Raw genomic sequence first — 14928 nt, 5'->3', positions numbered from 1 at the left:
TCTTCCTCCATTATTATCAAATTAGAATTATTATAACAATGTATTTTTATCACATTGCTAATGTAAAGTCAATATAAATAATTTAATGATTTATATATGCGTGAACAGCAGGAATATCAATGTTTTAGTATATGAAAAAACCTCCCTTTTGGGAGGCCTTGACTAGGCATTGTGACGTTCTCTGAAAAGCAAGCTTATGGACCACAATCCAGCTAAACCCACCACTGTATATATAATACGGCTAAGCACTTCTTCCTGTCCGCCAAACAGTGCTGCTACAAGGTCAAATTGAAATAAGCCTACCAAGAGCCAATTTAGAGCTCCTATTATTACTAATACCAATGAAAGTCTATCCAATCAATTCACCTTCTTTCCGACTGTCCTATTTAGTATTTTTAATCAACATAGATGTATCTATTCAAATATTTGTCATTAGTCCACAGTATAAAACCATGTTATAATATTATGTAAACATGGAGGTGGATTATGAATATAAAAGCCGCAAAATTGTTTAAGGGCATTTTAGCCTTTGCAGCTACTTTGCTCATATTATATGGAGTACGAATCCTTTGGCAAAATTATTCAATAACCATGCCTTTGAACAAGGAACTTATGAGCATAAATGGAGTTCAAAGTGTAGTTGTGGATAAACCTACTAAAGTCCATGAACCCATTAACATTGCCATATCCTTAAGTAGTGTTTCCAACTTTCCAAAAACCTATACAAAAATTAACGAAAAAGTAGTACAGGCTTTGAAGGGTAAAGCTTATGAAATAGATATAAATGGAAACGAAACTGAAGAATTGGAAAATCTTTATTCTGATATAAGTCTATATGTAGAAAAATCATTAATAGACGGAAGCTTCCCAAGCCTTGTGGAAAAAAGCCAGGAACTAGCAGAGACAGTTGATTCTGTTGCCAACATATCTATTGATGATAAGTATATTTATATTCATATAGCCAAGGGAGATAATGCCTTGTACAAGCTTGTATCCAGACAATCAGAGGGCAGGTGATGAATGATAATGAAGCATAAAGAGATTATAATAGGATTAGCAGCAGGAATAGCTGTTTTTTTAGCTATGATTGGAATTGATATATTGCCCCTCATATTCTTTATTGGTTTTGCAACTGCATTATATTTTATTACCGGCGGACAGCTTATTAAAGTAAAGAATATTTCTGTCAAAGAAGGCAAGAAGGAAAGCCTTATTTCTTTTGATGATATTGGTGGACAGGAAGTAGCCAAGAATGAGCTTTGCGAGGCTCTCGAATTCATTAAAAACAATGACAAGATAAAATCCATGGGTATAAGACCTCTGAAGGGTATATTGCTAAACGGACCTCCTGGCACAGGAAAGACATTGCTGGCAAAGGCAGCAGCCCAGCATACCAATTCTGTATTCCTATCTGCCAGTGGTTCTGAGTTCGTAGAAATGTATGTAGGTGTAGGAGCCAAAAGAGTAAGGCAATTGTTTGATCAAGCAAAGCAGGCTGCTAGAAAATTAAACAAGCATAGCGCAGTTATCTTTATTGATGAAATTGAAGTTTTGGGAGGAAAAAGAGGGCAAAATCATAGCCATCAGGAACATGATCAGACCCTCAACGAGCTTCTGGTCCAAATGGACGGAATATCATCCGATGATGATGTAAAGGTTCTTATAATAGGTGCTACCAACCGTTCAGACATGTTGGATTCAGCCCTTTTACGTCCAGGCCGCTTTGATCGTATAGTAAAAGTGGATTTGCCGGATAAAAAAGGAAGAGCTCACATATTGAAGCTTCATACTAGAAATAAACCTTTGTCTCCAGATGTTGATATAGAATCTATAGCAAAGGATACATTTGGTTTTTCCGGTGCCCAGCTAGAAAGCGTTGCCAATGAAGCAGCCATCTTAGCCATGCGTGAAAATTCACAGCTTATAACTTCTGTTCATTTCAAAAATGCCATCGAAAAGGTGATGATGGGAGAGAAGTTGGATAGGCTCCCCTGCGCTGATGAGAAGAAAAGAATAGCAGTGCATGAATCAGGACATGCTTTAGTAGGTGAACTATTGTTTCCTAATTCAGTAGCCAGTGTGAATGTGGCATCCAGAAGTAACGCGCTAGGTTATGTACGCAATACTCAAGAGGATGACATGTTTCTATATACCTATGACTATTTGAAAGGAAGAATAGCAGTATCGCTGGCAGGAGCCATAGCGGAAGAAGTTCTTATCGGGTCCAGAAGCACAGGTGCTTCCAGTGATTTTCAGCATGCTTCTGATCTTGCTCGCCATATAATTTATGGTGGCATGTCTGAATTAGGTATAATATCCACTGAGGATTTGCCAAAGGATAAACTCCATGAAACCATATCTTCTATCCTGAGGGATATAGAAAAAAGTACACTAGAATTACTAAATAAAAATATTGAAATTTTGCAAAGAATAACAGAAGAATTATTGGATAAGGAAACCCTATCAGGTGATGAATTGAGAGCTTTAATCAGTAAAAAAGCTGCTTAGAATCAATATCTAAGCAGCTTTTTTCTTTCTATGGTTCTTCCCAGGCAAGGGATTTTGATACAGCTTTTTTCCATCCAGAGTACTTTTCTTCTCTTTCCCGGCTTTCCATCTTTGGAGCAAACAGCTTATCCAAGGACCAATCTTTGCTTAACTCTTCTTTGCTCTTCCATACTCCTTCACCTAAGCCGGCAAGGTAGGCAGCACCCAGTGCAGTGGTCTCTGTAATGATAGGCCTCTTTATGTTTATATTAAGCATATCTGCTTGGAATTGCATTAGAAAATCATTGGCGCTTGCTCCACCATCAACCTTAAGCTCCTTAAGATCTATGCCCGAATCTAGTTTCATTACTTCCAGTATATCCATGCTCTGATAGGCTATGGATTCCAAGGCCGCTCTTATCAAATGTTCTCTTTTTGTACCTCTCGTAATACCCAAGACAGCACCTCTGGCATACATATCCCAATAGGGTGCTCCCAGACCTGTAAAAGCAGGCACAAGGTATACTCCATTGGTATCTTTAACCTTCTCAGCCTCGATGCGTGATTCTGCAGAGGCCTTAATCAATCCCATCTCATCTCTTATCCATTGGATTGTGGATCCTGCATTAAACACACTGCCTTCCAAGGCATATTTTACTTCATCCCCTATAACCCAGGCTATGGTTGTAATAAGATTGTTTTTCGAGCTGACCGGCTTATCACCTATATTCATCAGTATAAAACAGCCTGTGCCATATGTATTTTTGGCACAACCCACATCAAAACAGGCCTGACCGAACAATGAAGCCTGCTGGTCACCGGCTACACCGCTTATAGGTATTTTTCCTCCCACAACACTTTCATCTGTATAAGCTATCCTCCCAGATGAAGACACAACCGAAGGCATCATTGATATGGGTATATTCATATACTCGAGAAGTTCTTCGTCCCATTTCAGACTTTTTATATTAAACAGCATTGTTCTGGAAGCATTGGTATAATCAGTGACATGAACCTTCCCTCCCGTAAGCTTCCATATAAGCCAACTGTCAATGGTGCCTGCCATAAGTTCATTCCTTTGAGCTTTTTCTTTGGCTCCTCCCACATTATCCAGTATCCACTGAATCTTAGTACCAGAAAAATAGGCATCAACGACAAGCCCTGTCTTCTCCTTTATAATGTCTTCTAATCTCTCTTTCTTCAGCCTTTCACATATATCCGCAGTTCTCCTGCACTGCCATACAATAGCGTTATATATGGGCTTTCCAGTATTTCTATCCCATACCACCACCGTCTCTCTTTGATTTGCAATTCCTATGGAAGCAATATCATCATAAGAGATTCCAGCTTCTTCTATGACGGCTTTCATAACCTCCAGCTGGCCTTCCCAAATCTCTTCAGGATTATGTTCCACATAGCCAGGTTTAGGATAAATCTGGGCAAAAGGCTTATTTTTCATCCCGATTATGCATTTTTTCTTAATATCAAAAAGTATTGCTCTGGAGCTGGTGGTACCCTGATCTAATGATATAATATAATCTTTATCCATAAGCCTACTTCACTGCCAACTCTCTGACAGCCTCCAAAGTCCTGTCAATCTCTTCCAGAGTGTTATATGGTGCCAAACCTACACGAACTAATCCACCACTTTCTCTTAGACCTAAAACTCTCACAAGCTTGGAGGCAAAGAAATCTCCGTCCCATACGAATATGCCTTTTTCGCCAAGATATTCAGCAACCTCTTTTGGAGATTTATTTTTCAATGTGAATGATACTGTAGATGTTCTAGGATATCCTTTTGGAGGTCCATAAATCTTTACTCCAGGTATCTTATTCAACTCATCAATGAAATATTCTGTTATAGGTTGCTCATAAGCCTCTAAAGTCATCATTCCCGCAACCACATTTTTTCTTCTGCCGGATAAATGAGCCAGTTCTTTATCAAACTCACTGCCATATTCTTCTCCTATGGAAGCAATAAACTCTACTGCTTCTGCAGCGCCTGCTATGCCTTCGTGGTTCAGAGTGCCTGTCTCAAATTTATATGGTGCAAAATCTTCCTGTTCTTTAACTCTTAAAGTTCTGAGTTCTTCCAGTTTCTCCTTCTTAGAATATAGAACTCCAACATGGGGACCAAAGAATTTATATGCGGAACAGAATAGGAAATCAGCATCCAAGTTCTTTACATCTATAGGTCCATGGAGTGCATAGTGAACCGCATCAACTATTGCTATTGCCCCTACCTCATGAGCCATAGCCACCATTTTTTTCACATCGCTTATGGTTCCAACACCATTGGAAGCATAGTTAAAGGCAGCAACCTTTGTTTTTTTGTTCAACTTGCTCTTATAATCTTCCATATCAATAATACAGTTTTCTATGTCAACTTTTACATTATGTACTATGATACCTCTTTCCTCCAATATTTCCCATGGTCCTCTATTGCATTCATGATCCATGTCAGTTATTACAACTTCATCTCCTGGTTTAAGATCTCTTGCTATAGCACCTGCAAGATTGAAGTTTATTGTTGTGGAATTTGCTCCAAATGAAACTTCTTCCCAAGAGCAGCCAAAAAAGTCTGCAAAGGCTTTTCTTGTTTCCAATAGCATATTATCAGTCTCTATACTGGTTGCAAATGCTCCATGAATATTACAATTATGCCATGTAAGATAATCAACCACTTTATCAATAACCCTCTGAGGTACCTGTGTTCCTCCCGGACCATCCAAATATGCTGCAGGATATCCGTTAATCTTTCTCTCCATAGCAGGAAACTGCTTTCTAATAGCCTCAACATCGTACTTCATAAAGCTACCTCCTATATAATTTTTTGAATGTTCAATATAATTATATCGTTTAACTGATACAAAATCCATAGCACAAGCCATATTAAGGTCTATGAACCTTCCAAATATGGTGCACATAAACTGATAGTATATGATTAATGCGTGGGAGGTGTTTATAGTTTTGAAAAGGCAAAACAAATATAACCGAACTCAGGCTGTAGAATATGCAAGAACCTATGCTCTATCCCCTAACCCCAGCTTCAAATATTTTAATGTCTACGAAACCCTTGGAGGAGACTGTACAAACTTTATTTCTCAATGCCTTCTTGCCGGCGGAGCACCGATGACATATACAGGCGAACATGCCTGGTGGTACAACAAATCCGGCACCAGTGATACTGCAGATGATAGATGGTCTGTATCCTGGGCTGTGGCTCACTCCCTTTATTGGACCCTAAAAGTTAATAATGAAGCCAATACAAATGGAGTGAAAGGTCAGGAAGTTAGCAATGTATCAACCCTTGAACTAGGTGATCTGATATTTTATGAAAACCAGGGAGGAATTATTTTCCACTCAACCATTGTGACAGGCTTTTCACCAATTGCAACACTGGTATCCCAGCACACCTATGAAGCGCGGGATATACCCTATCTAAAGCCCTGGCTGAATCCTAGATACCATTACATGAAAATAAGGATTTGATAATATGAATACTAATCAACTCCTATTGAGATAATAATAAAGGCTTCTATTGTATATTCAACGATGATTAAAGCCTTTATTTAAACCCACGACGAAAAGTTAACATAAATGTAGTCTATACTTTCATATGAGTTATATTGGAAATTAGTCTCATGAAAAGAGGTAAAGCGCTAATGAGTAGTAAAATAACATGCCCTATATGCGGAAACGATGAGTTTGTAGCAAGATTTCAAGCTTCTTACATCTATTCTTATAGAATTGATAATGATGCCCCAGGAAGTGAAAATGAAGATGAATTTCTGCCTTTTCTATTCGACAATAGAGAACAGGTGGATTCTAAGGAATATTTAGAGTGTGAAAAATGTAAAACCAAATTCCCCTGTGATTTCAACGAAGGCACAAAAGGGGTTTCTATGACCATTCTTCAAAAGGCAATTCGCTCCGACCATACGGTAGATCCAGAATTCTTGGGATAGATGAAATGCCTATAAGGCTTAATTCCTCATAGGCATTTATCATTTAATCATTTACTGCTATTCTTTTGTTTCTCATATAGTGGGCAGTGGGAGGAGCAGCTCCCGCATTCGCATTCACCTTTAGTCCTTTTCTTAGTGCTCCTGTAGAAAATATAAGCTGCTAATACAACTATACCTACAGTAATTATTATTTCCATATATATCCCCTCCCTTAACCAAATATAAGGCTGCCTACATTATATACAATAAAGGATGCAATCCAAGCTAATAACAGCTGATACAATACTGAAAATGCCATCATCTTATTGCCGAACTCCTTACGCATGACAGCTATTACTGATATGCAGGGTGTATACAATAATATGAATACAAGGTAGCTATAAGCTGCTATGGGTGTAAAATGCTGAAGCAGCAAATTGTGCAAATCTACACCATATATGACGCCCATGGTACTTACAACCACTTCCTTTGCCATAAGCCCTGTCAATAATGCTACTGAACTTTGCCATGTGCCGTAGCCCATAGGTTTAAATACTGGTGCTATTATACCGCCTATATAAGCTAAAAAGCTGCTTTCCATATCCGTCATACCGTTAAAGTTAAAATTAGATAAAAACCATATGATTACAGACATAGAGAATATTATAGTCCCCGCCTTTTTCAAAAATCCTTTTCCTTTTTCCCATGTATTCATCATGAGGTTTTTAATTTCCGGCATCTTGTACTCCGGGAGTTCTATAATAAAAGGTTCCTCATCCTTTTTAAATATTGTATTCTTAAAAAGTATACCGATTAAAATTGCTATAGCAACACCTAATAAGTACAGTGAAAAGGTGATGGATGATTCATTGCCTGGGAAAAATATGCTTGCGAAGAGGGCATAAACTGGTAATCTTGCATTACAAGACATGAGGGGAACCAATAAAGCTGTTAGCTTTCTGTCCTTTTCACTTTCCAAAGTTCTTGCAGACATAATACCCGGCACTGAACATCCAAATCCAATTATAAAGGGTATAAAGGCTTTACCTGATAAACCTATCTTTCTCATGATTCTATCCATTATGAAAGCTGCTCTAGCCATATATCCGCTATCCTCAAGGAAGGATATTCCCAAAAACAAGGTCATTACTATTGGAAGGAACACGATGACTGCACCTACTCCTCCAACTATGCCGTCTATTATCAAAGAAGCGAACCAGTGACTGCTGTTTTGCAGTAGAGTCTCCAGTATAGACACTATGCCTCCTAAGACATACTCATCCATAGCATCTGATAGGGGTTGACCAACCCAAGTAAATGTAAACTTGAAAATTATATATAATATAAAAAGGAACAAAGGGTAAGCCAAAAACTTATTCAAAACAATCGAGTCAATCCTCTCTCCTATAGTGATGCCTTCATCTTTTTCTTTCACTAAGGCTTCAGCAAGAACTTCCTCAATAAATTTATAATTCTCCTTCTCATCATCCGTGTAATGATAATGATTCTCATTTAGTGGGCTAAAAAAATTACCGCCTTTTAGCAGTTTTTTCACTTCTTCTATCCCTATGCCTTTAGATGCTGATATGGGAATAACAATAACACCCAGCTTACTTGCTAGTTTTTCATAATCGATTCTTATTCCCTTCGATTTAGCTACATCTATCATGTTAAGAACCAAAATAATAGGCTTATTGAATTGTTTCAATTGTAGTGTTAAGTACAAATTTCTGTTCAAAGATGAAGCATCAACAATATTTACGATTACATCTACTCCACCCTTTTCCAAGAACTCCTTGGAAATCTTTTCTTCATTTGAATAGGTATCCAATGCGTATATACCAGGTAAATCAACTATTTTTATTTTATCTTCAATGAATCCTTCTTTTTTCTCCACAGTAACTCCAGGCCAGTTGCCTACATATTGGTTGGAGCCGGTAAGATAGTTGAAAAGAGTTGTTTTGCCAACATTAGGATTACCCAATAAAGCTGCTGTTAACATCCTATGCCTCCTTTAAAAGTATGTTTTTTGCATCATTCTTCCTAATTGCAAGGTCAAATCCTCGAAAATTGATCACTATAGGATCTCCTAAAGGAGCACAAAGTTTCACTTTTACTGGAGTGCCTTCGATACATCCTAAAGCCAAAAGCCTTTTAGCCAATTTAGGATCCCCTTTTATACAATGAATATATCCATATTGTCCTGGTTTCAAATCACATAAGCTCATAATCTCGTCCTCCTAATGATAATCATTCTCAGTCGGTATACTATAATAGTATTCTAATTGAGATTGATTGTCAATACTATTTAGCTAAAAATAAGTACTGTATTTTATAAAATACAGTACTTAAATCATTCTATATTACATAGTTTATGAAAATCTTAGCTTAGCTAAAATGCAGGGAATAATACTCTTGCAAAATATATAACAAAAGCTAGACTAACAGCACTTAAGAGAGTAGATATCATAACAGTTTGAGAAGCGAAATCCGGAAAATTATCATATTCTACAGCAATAAGAGCTGTGTTTACTGCCGTAGGCACTGATGAGGATATCATTGCAACTTGAGCAATTATACCTTTCAATTGGAATAAATAGACTAAAGTTATAGCCAATATTGGTCCAATCACTAACCTTATCAAACACGATAGATATACATCTTTGTTAGTTAATCTGAAACGGGTTTTGGCTAGTTGCACTCCTAATGCAATTAAGTTTACTGCTACTAAAGCGTTGGCTGCATAATTCAATGAAGGCCATAGAGGAAACCTGGTTAAATCATAATTTGAGAACTTAAATATAAAAGCTAGAGTTATTGAGTATATAATAGGCATTCTAAAAACTTTTGCCACTGAATCCTTCCAGTGGTTTTTAGCTCTAGCTGCATTTATGAATCCAATTGTATGAACAGATAAATTTTGAAACATCAAAATCATAAGCTGAGCTGCAATAGCTGTATTGAGATATGGTGTTTCACCATTAATTACAAAGGGCTCACTGCTAAACACCAGGGTTATCAATGGGATTCCTATGTTAGCAGAATTGTAAAACATTATGGAATTGGCAAAGGCGTTTTTCATCCCTACACTATAGCCCCTAATCTTCGATACTAAAGTCGCAAAAAGCATATTAATCACAAGGATTATTGCAGCTATTAGTGTAATCTTTAGCATTTCCATGTGAATCTCTGCATTATAGATATAAACAAAAATAAAACTAGGCGTAAAAATATAGAATATCAGCTTTGATAAAGTGTTTACGTTTAAGTCATACTTCTTGCTAATAAGAAAACCCAATGCTACCAGAGCAAATATTGGAATAATATTGTTTTTTAATATAAATAAAAATACATTCATTTAAGTCTTCCTTTTTTTAGTAAATATTATCGTCGTAACAATTAATCCTTCATAACTTTATTAAAAAAATCCTTGTATTTCATATCGCTTTTCAATATATGGCCTGATATCCAGTCAGAAATAAAAGTGACCAATTCAACAACAGCTTCACCCTGTTTTTCATCTAAATCCTGATCCTCAAATTTCTGGATCTTTTTTGTCAGGAAAAGATGTTCAATCTTATGAAAGTCGGTTTCTTCGTAACCATACTTCTCCATTAACTTTTCCTCATATTGAAAGTGATAGAGGGTATAATCCTTCAACTGATTCAAAATGATCATTATCTCATCGAAATGATCATAATCATCCTTTGCAAGCACAAGATCGGCTATTTGTCCTCCTATCCTGAAAAGTTCTCTATGCTGTTTATCTATTTCTGGCACGTTTACACTATATATATCTTTCCATTCAAACATATCTACACCTCCTCGATACCAACAATATTCCAATTGATTATTATCATCATTCTACATCAAATACTAAAAAATGACAACATATGAAATATAAAGTTTCTAGCTTTCTCTTTTACATATTCTTATTGTAATTGAAAATACTATATTTAGAATATTAAAGGAGCGCAGAGAAAAATATGAATGAATATAGAGATAGAAATAAAAGTATAGACTCAAACAAACCGATATGGTTCATAAAAACTAAACATTCCATTTACTACATTCTAGGACTTATTGAAGTTCTACTCTTGTTTCGATTTTTGTTTAAGCTTTTAGGTGCCAATCCGAACAATGGATTTGTATCTTTTCTATATTCCATGGCTGGTATATTCATAGCCCCCTTTACTGGAATATTCTATTCCTTCGTATCCCAGGGTCTCGCTGCAAAATCTGTCTTAGAGCCTTCCACATTGATTGCTATGATAGTCTATGCTGTCATAGCCTGGGGCATAGTTGGCCTCATTAGAATAAAAGCAGAAAAGGATGGTAGTTAGAATAGCTGAGAATATGTTATAACCTGAAACTTATCCTTACATTGATTTGTGAGCTAAGGTTTTGCTAAAGTGTGTAATAAATATAACAACTCTTTTTTCCTATAACAACATGTTTACACTAGATAAGATTTCTCCGGAACTTCCTTTTATTATCAAGTCAAACTGATTATGCTTACTATCCACATCCATATTGATATATACTTTTTTACCTTTGCACAGCTCAGGCAACTGGTTCACTGGATACACCTGAAGACTTGTTCCTATGACTATCACCAAGTCTGCTTTGCTTATGGCTTTTATAGTATTATTGAATGCATCATGAGGTAATGATTCTCCAAATAGCACTACATTTGGTCTGAGTCTGCCTCCACATTTTCGGCAGGGTTTTTTTCCCACGAATTCTTCCAGTTCTGCTCCAGCAGCACATTCCTCACATCTAATAGTTCTTATATTTCCGTGGAGCTCATACACATTATCGCTGCCCGCTTCCTGGTGGAATCTATCAACATTCTGAGTAGCAATTGAATCTACTAAACCTCGTTTTTCCCAGTGGGCTAATATTATATGTCCTTTATTTGGTTTACAGTTTTTTAGTCCATTGATTCGCATGATATAGAAATCTCTGAACAACTCATATTGATTATCCAGTGCAAATTTTGAAGCTACTTCTCTTGGATCTATGTTCCTCCACCAACCCTTTGAGGATCGAAAGTCTGGAATTCCGCTTTCTGTAGACATTCCTGCTCCAGTCAAAACCACAGTGTATTTTGATTCCTTTATCCACGAAGCTAATTGATTTAAATCTCCGTTATCCATAAAAAGATGTCTTCCTTTCACTCAATTATAATTAGGCTCTAAAATGGTTCTGTTGGTATTCTTATTATAGCATATATAATAAAGGATTTATCTACGCAAAGCTTTTGAGTTTGTTTACCCTTGAATCACTGCAAGGTTACCCATAAACAAGAAAACAGTGAGAGCTAAAGCATTAATAAAAGACTCTCACTGTTTTTTATTAATTTGAACGAGAAATTGTTTAGCTGAGGCTAATTACAGCCTTGGCATGTGTATTACATTTCCGTGTACTGCATGTGCTGCTTCGTGTATTGATTCACTGACTGTAGGATGTGCATAAATTGTTGAAATTATTTCATCGAGTGTTGCCTCTAATCTTATAGCCATTGCTCCTACAGCAATAAGCTCAGTTGCATTGGGTCCCGCTATATGAAGTCCAATAATCTCATCTGTATCTTCATCGATGACAAACTTAACTAATCCATTTACTTCTCCCTTGATTACTGACTTTCCATTTGCATAAAGAGGGAATTTGCCTACTTTGATGTTGTAGCCTTGTTTTAATGCCTGCTTTTCATTCAAGCCAACTGAAGCAATTTCAGGTTTCGTATATACACAGTAGGAAATAGTCTTAAAATCAATAGGTGTATACTTGCCCATCATGTTTTCTGCTGCAATAATTCCTTCAGCTGATGCAACATGTGCTAATAATACGCCTCCCGTACAGTCCCCTATGGCATATATGTTATCAACATTAGTTTTCATTGATTTATCGACTAATATGGAACCTTTATCTGCCTCTACACCTAAATTTTCTAATCCAATTTGGCTGATATTCGGCTTTCTCCCTGTAGATATCAAAACCTTTTCAGCAACTATATTCTTAGTACCCGACGATGTGGATACAGTAACCTTCAGCTTGTTTTCATGTCTCTCTATTTTTTCTACCTTTCCATTGGTATAAATATCTATGCCGGACTCAAAAAACTGATTCTTCAAGCACTCCACAATTTCTTCATCCATGTTGGCAATCAAATTAGGCAGCATTTCCACTATGGTAACCTTTGACCCTGCACTAGAATATATACTTGCAAATTCACAGCCTATTACCCCTCCGCCTATAATACAAATACTTTCCGGTACATTTTCCAGGGATAAGGCCTCTGTACTTGTTAATACTCCTTCCAAATCTGCTCCTGGGATTGGCACCCTTATGGTTTCAGATCCGGTAGCAATAACCGCCTTATCAAAACCTACAATTATCCTTTGTTTGCCCTTTGTAATTACCTCCAATTCATTATTTGTTATGAATCTTCCCTTTCCCATTATTACATTGATTTGATTTGTCTCCAATATTGTTTTTACCCCATCTACCAGTTGAGAAACAATCATGTCTTTTCTATACTGCACAGCACTCCATTCCAGTGCCAGATCATTCATTTTCAGACCTAAATCCGCAGATTGTTTTCTCAGCATGTCATATATTTCTGTAGTATGGAGAAGCACCTTTGTTGGAATACAGCCAGAATTCAGACATGTTCCTCCCAGATGCTGCTGTTCTACCAGTGTTACTTCGGCTCCCAATTGAGCAGCTCTAATAGCGCATACATATCCGCCTGGTCCTCCCCCTAATACAACAACTTTCATATTTTCATCCTCCTATAACAGCAGCAATGCAGGATTCTCTATATATTCCTTAAATTTTGCCATAAATTTAGCAGCAACTGCTCCGTCCACAAGCCTATGATCTGCTGTAAGCGATAGGTTCATTAGAGGTTTAATGACAATGTTCCCGTTAATTGCAACTGGAGTATCCACAATGGCATTTACACCAAGTATGGCTGATTCCGGTTGATTGATTATAGGAGTAAATGATTCTATTCCATACATGCCTATATTTGTTATGGTAAAAGTACCACCACTTATTTCTTCAGCCAAAAGCTGATTATTTTTTGCTCTATATGAAAGATCCTTTATCTCATCTGAAATCTCCTTTAAGCCTTTAATATGGCTATGTTTAATTACCGGTACAATCAAACCGTCCTCAAGAGCAACTGCAGCACCCATGTTGACATAGTTTCTAAGTATCATTTCTTCACCATCTATAGTTCCATTAAGAAGTGGGAAATCCAATAAGACTCTTGATACAATTGCAACCAGCATATCCGTATATGTTATATTTGCTTTCGGCTTCAGTTGTTCTTTAAGTTCTTTCATTCTGGTTGTGTCTACTCTTATGTCATAATTGACTACTGGTGCTGTACTCCAACTATGAGACATTCTTTCTGAAATTATCTTTCTCATGGTACTCATAGGAACTCTTTCATCCTTAGGTTCTGCCATGTAGTCCAGCTTTCTGTCTCTGTAATATTTATATACATCCTCTTTTCTGATTCTATCCTCTTTTTCTATCATGGAGATATCAATATCCAGCTTTTCTGCTGCTTTAATAGCTGCCGGTGTTGCTTTAATCTTTTCCTTTCTTTCAATATGTTTCTGAACATCCTCCAGTACTATTCTTCCATTTGGACCTGTACCTTTAATTTCTGAAGGATCTATACCATGCTCCACAGCTAATTTTTTAGCCACAGGAGAAATGTTTATTCTTTCTCCTTTTTTGCCTGTCATCTCTTTTGGTCCAGCAGTTTCATCTGCAGAGGTTTGATTAAGTTCCTTTTTCGCCGGGCTTATTTCTGCCAGCAGATCTGATATATCTTCATCTGGGTCTGCCAGAATAGCCACTGTATCTAAGCAAGGAACTACATCACCAACATTTGCTATTATCTTCCTAAGAACTCCATCATCTTTTGATTCCACATCATTCGTGAGTTTATCAGTCTCAATGCTGAATAATATATCTCCTGCCTTTACAAAGTCATTTTCTTTTTTGTACCACCTGGCAATTCTTCCATCTTTCATTGTCAGACCAAGTTTAGGCATTATTATTCTTTTTGCCATCAATATGCCTCCTTTACATATGTTATCTATTGAAAAAACCACTTCTTTGTGCGTATTCTAATGTTTTATCTACAATTACACGATAAGGGCCATTTCGTGTTATAACAATATCAAATCTATCTCCTGGCTTAAATGGTATTTCTCTTTCACCATCCAATGCGATTATTCCATTGTCCGAAGCTTCAAATGTCATTTTCTTATTCAAATCCAATATTTCAGGCTCGTCTACAATTATCTCTCTAATAGTACCGGCAGCTATTGGAACCAATACTTTCTTATTACCTGTATTCACATTGACAGCAGCCCCAAAATTATCCTCTTTTCCAACTATTAGCTTGCTCCCTATTATGGTTGAGAAACCTATCGCAGCAGGATGTGCCCTGGATACCACTACCTTG

At 36.9% G+C, this 14928-nt stretch carries 16 protein-coding genes and 1 pseudogene; 5 read left to right on the top strand and 12 right to left on the bottom strand.

Features of this window, described 5'->3' with window-relative positions:
• Positions 1-162 precede the first annotated feature (162 nt).
• The gene (locus tag ACESM9_RS05745) at positions 163-357 is read right to left on the bottom strand and encodes a DUF378 domain-containing protein (RefSeq protein WP_372996194.1); all 195 of its coding nucleotides are present in this window, start codon (positions 355-357) and stop codon (positions 163-165) included.
• Between the two features lie 129 nt (positions 358-486).
• Here ACESM9_RS05745 and ACESM9_RS05740 point away from each other — a divergent pair, with 129 nt between their 5' ends.
• The gene (locus ACESM9_RS05740; RefSeq protein WP_372996192.1) at positions 487-1017 is read left to right on the top strand and encodes a hypothetical protein; all 531 of its coding nucleotides are present in this window, start codon (positions 487-489) and stop codon (positions 1015-1017) included.
• A 9-nt stretch (positions 1018-1026) separates the two neighbouring features.
• Positions 1027-2508 carry an AAA family ATPase gene (locus ACESM9_RS05735; RefSeq protein WP_372996221.1) on the top strand — a complete coding sequence of 494 codons (1482 nt, stop codon included), beginning with the start codon at positions 1027-1029 and terminating at the stop codon, positions 2506-2508.
• 28 nt (positions 2509-2536) lie between these two features.
• On the opposite strand, the gene glpK is transcribed toward ACESM9_RS05735, so the two are convergent.
• A complete protein-coding gene (gene glpK / locus ACESM9_RS05730) occupies positions 2537-4036 on the bottom strand; it encodes a glycerol kinase GlpK (protein ID WP_372996190.1) in 1500 nt (499 codons plus the stop codon).
• A gap of 4 nt (positions 4037-4040) precedes the next feature.
• A complete protein-coding gene (locus tag ACESM9_RS05725) occupies positions 4041-5297 on the bottom strand; it encodes a cysteine desulfurase-like protein (RefSeq protein WP_372996188.1) in 1257 nt (418 codons plus the stop codon).
• A gap of 130 nt (positions 5298-5427) precedes the next feature.
• Between ACESM9_RS05725 and ACESM9_RS05720 the strand changes: the two genes are divergently transcribed.
• Positions 5428-5979: an amidase domain-containing protein gene (locus ACESM9_RS05720; protein ID WP_372996186.1), complete on the top strand. Its 552-nt coding sequence runs from the start codon at positions 5428-5430 to the stop codon at positions 5977-5979.
• Positions 5980-6152: 173 nt separating this feature from the next.
• Positions 6153-6455: a hypothetical protein gene (locus tag ACESM9_RS05715; protein ID WP_372996184.1), complete on the top strand. Its 303-nt coding sequence runs from the start codon at positions 6153-6155 to the stop codon at positions 6453-6455.
• Between the two features lie 47 nt (positions 6456-6502).
• Here the strand turns inward: ACESM9_RS05715 and ACESM9_RS05710 are convergent, their stop codons facing one another.
• The 5 genes from ACESM9_RS05710 to ACESM9_RS05690 form a co-directional block, all read right to left on the bottom strand.
• Positions 6503-6652, bottom strand: a complete 150-nt coding sequence (locus ACESM9_RS05710; RefSeq protein ID WP_372996182.1) for a FeoB-associated Cys-rich membrane protein — start codon at positions 6650-6652, stop codon at positions 6503-6505.
• Positions 6653-6666: 14 nt separating this feature from the next.
• Positions 6667-8436: a ferrous iron transport protein B gene (feoB, locus tag ACESM9_RS05705; RefSeq protein WP_372996180.1), complete on the bottom strand. Its 1770-nt coding sequence runs from the start codon at positions 8434-8436 to the stop codon at positions 6667-6669.
• 1 nt (position 8437) lies between these two features.
• Complete coding sequence (locus ACESM9_RS05700; RefSeq protein WP_372996178.1) at positions 8438-8662, bottom strand: ferrous iron transport protein A; 225 nt, start codon at positions 8660-8662, stop codon at positions 8438-8440.
• A gap of 164 nt (positions 8663-8826) precedes the next feature.
• Complete coding sequence (locus ACESM9_RS05695; RefSeq protein ID WP_372996176.1) at positions 8827-9792, bottom strand: AEC family transporter; 966 nt, start codon at positions 9790-9792, stop codon at positions 8827-8829.
• Between the two features lie 41 nt (positions 9793-9833).
• Entirely contained in the window at positions 9834-10247 is a 414-nt protein-coding gene (locus ACESM9_RS05690) for a bacteriohemerythrin (RefSeq protein WP_372996174.1), read from the bottom strand.
• Positions 10248-10420: 173 nt separating this feature from the next.
• On the opposite strand from ACESM9_RS05690, the gene ACESM9_RS05685 reads away from it, so the two are divergent.
• Complete coding sequence (locus ACESM9_RS05685) at positions 10421-10777, top strand: YggT family protein (protein ID WP_372996172.1); 357 nt, start codon at positions 10421-10423, stop codon at positions 10775-10777.
• Between the two features lie 99 nt (positions 10778-10876).
• Here ACESM9_RS05685 and ACESM9_RS05680 read toward each other — a convergent pair whose 3' ends face one another.
• The 4 genes and pseudogenes from ACESM9_RS05680 to ACESM9_RS05665 all read right to left on the bottom strand — a co-directional run.
• The gene (locus ACESM9_RS05680) at positions 10877-11593 is read right to left on the bottom strand and encodes an SIR2 family NAD-dependent protein deacylase (protein WP_372996170.1); all 717 of its coding nucleotides are present in this window, start codon (positions 11591-11593) and stop codon (positions 10877-10879) included.
• 234 nt (positions 11594-11827) lie between these two features.
• A complete protein-coding gene (gene lpdA, locus ACESM9_RS05675; RefSeq protein ID WP_372996168.1) occupies positions 11828-13219 on the bottom strand; it encodes a dihydrolipoyl dehydrogenase in 1392 nt (463 codons plus the stop codon).
• A gap of 12 nt (positions 13220-13231) precedes the next feature.
• Positions 13232-14530: a dihydrolipoamide acetyltransferase family protein gene (locus ACESM9_RS05670; protein ID WP_372996166.1), complete on the bottom strand. Its 1299-nt coding sequence runs from the start codon at positions 14528-14530 to the stop codon at positions 13232-13234.
• Positions 14531-14552: 22 nt separating this feature from the next.
• Positions 14553-14928 (bottom strand): annotated as a pseudogene (locus ACESM9_RS05665) (ATP-NAD kinase); the annotation flags it as partial.

It is taken from the genome of Lutispora sp. (genome assembly GCF_041687175.1).
Lineage (GTDB): Bacteria > Bacillota > Clostridia > Lutisporales > Lutisporaceae > Lutispora.
The sequence above is the reverse complement of the archived record's forward strand: the minus strand, read 5'-3'. Positions and strand labels throughout refer to the sequence as shown.

Bases quoted from the DNA above. Each gene is read 5' to 3' on its own strand.
- feoB (WP_372996180.1), bottom strand. From the start codon at position 8,436: ATGTTAACAGCAGCTTTATTGGGTAATCCTAATGTTGGCAAAACAACT.
- ACESM9_RS05685 (WP_372996172.1), top strand. From the start codon at position 10,421: ATGAATGAATATAGAGATAGAAATAAAAGTATAGACTCAAACAAACCG.
- lpdA (WP_372996168.1), bottom strand. From the start codon at position 13,219: ATGAAAGTTGTTGTATTAGGGGGAGGACCAGGCGGATATGTATGCGCT.
- ACESM9_RS05680 (WP_372996170.1), bottom strand. From the start codon at position 11,593: ATGGATAACGGAGATTTAAATCAATTAGCTTCGTGGATAAAGGAATCA.
- ACESM9_RS05700 (WP_372996178.1), bottom strand. From the start codon at position 8,662: ATGAGCTTATGTGATTTGAAACCAGGACAATATGGATATATTCATTGT.
- ACESM9_RS05710 (WP_372996182.1), bottom strand. From the start codon at position 6,652: ATGGAAATAATAATTACTGTAGGTATAGTTGTATTAGCAGCTTATATT.
- ACESM9_RS05735 (WP_372996221.1), top strand. From the start codon at position 1,027: ATGAAGCATAAAGAGATTATAATAGGATTAGCAGCAGGAATAGCTGTT.
- ACESM9_RS05695 (WP_372996176.1), bottom strand. From the start codon at position 9,792: ATGAATGTATTTTTATTTATATTAAAAAACAATATTATTCCAATATTT.
- ACESM9_RS05740 (WP_372996192.1), top strand. From the start codon at position 487: ATGAATATAAAAGCCGCAAAATTGTTTAAGGGCATTTTAGCCTTTGCA.
- ACESM9_RS05670 (WP_372996166.1), bottom strand. From the start codon at position 14,530: ATGGCAAAAAGAATAATAATGCCTAAACTTGGTCTGACAATGAAAGAT.
- ACESM9_RS05690 (WP_372996174.1), bottom strand. From the start codon at position 10,247: ATGTTTGAATGGAAAGATATATATAGTGTAAACGTGCCAGAAATAGAT.
- ACESM9_RS05725 (WP_372996188.1), bottom strand. From the start codon at position 5,297: ATGAAGTACGATGTTGAGGCTATTAGAAAGCAGTTTCCTGCTATGGAG.
- glpK (WP_372996190.1), bottom strand. From the start codon at position 4,036: ATGGATAAAGATTATATTATATCATTAGATCAGGGTACCACCAGCTCC.
- ACESM9_RS05715 (WP_372996184.1), top strand. From the start codon at position 6,153: ATGAGTAGTAAAATAACATGCCCTATATGCGGAAACGATGAGTTTGTA.
- ACESM9_RS05720 (WP_372996186.1), top strand. From the start codon at position 5,428: ATGATTAATGCGTGGGAGGTGTTTATAGTTTTGAAAAGGCAAAACAAA.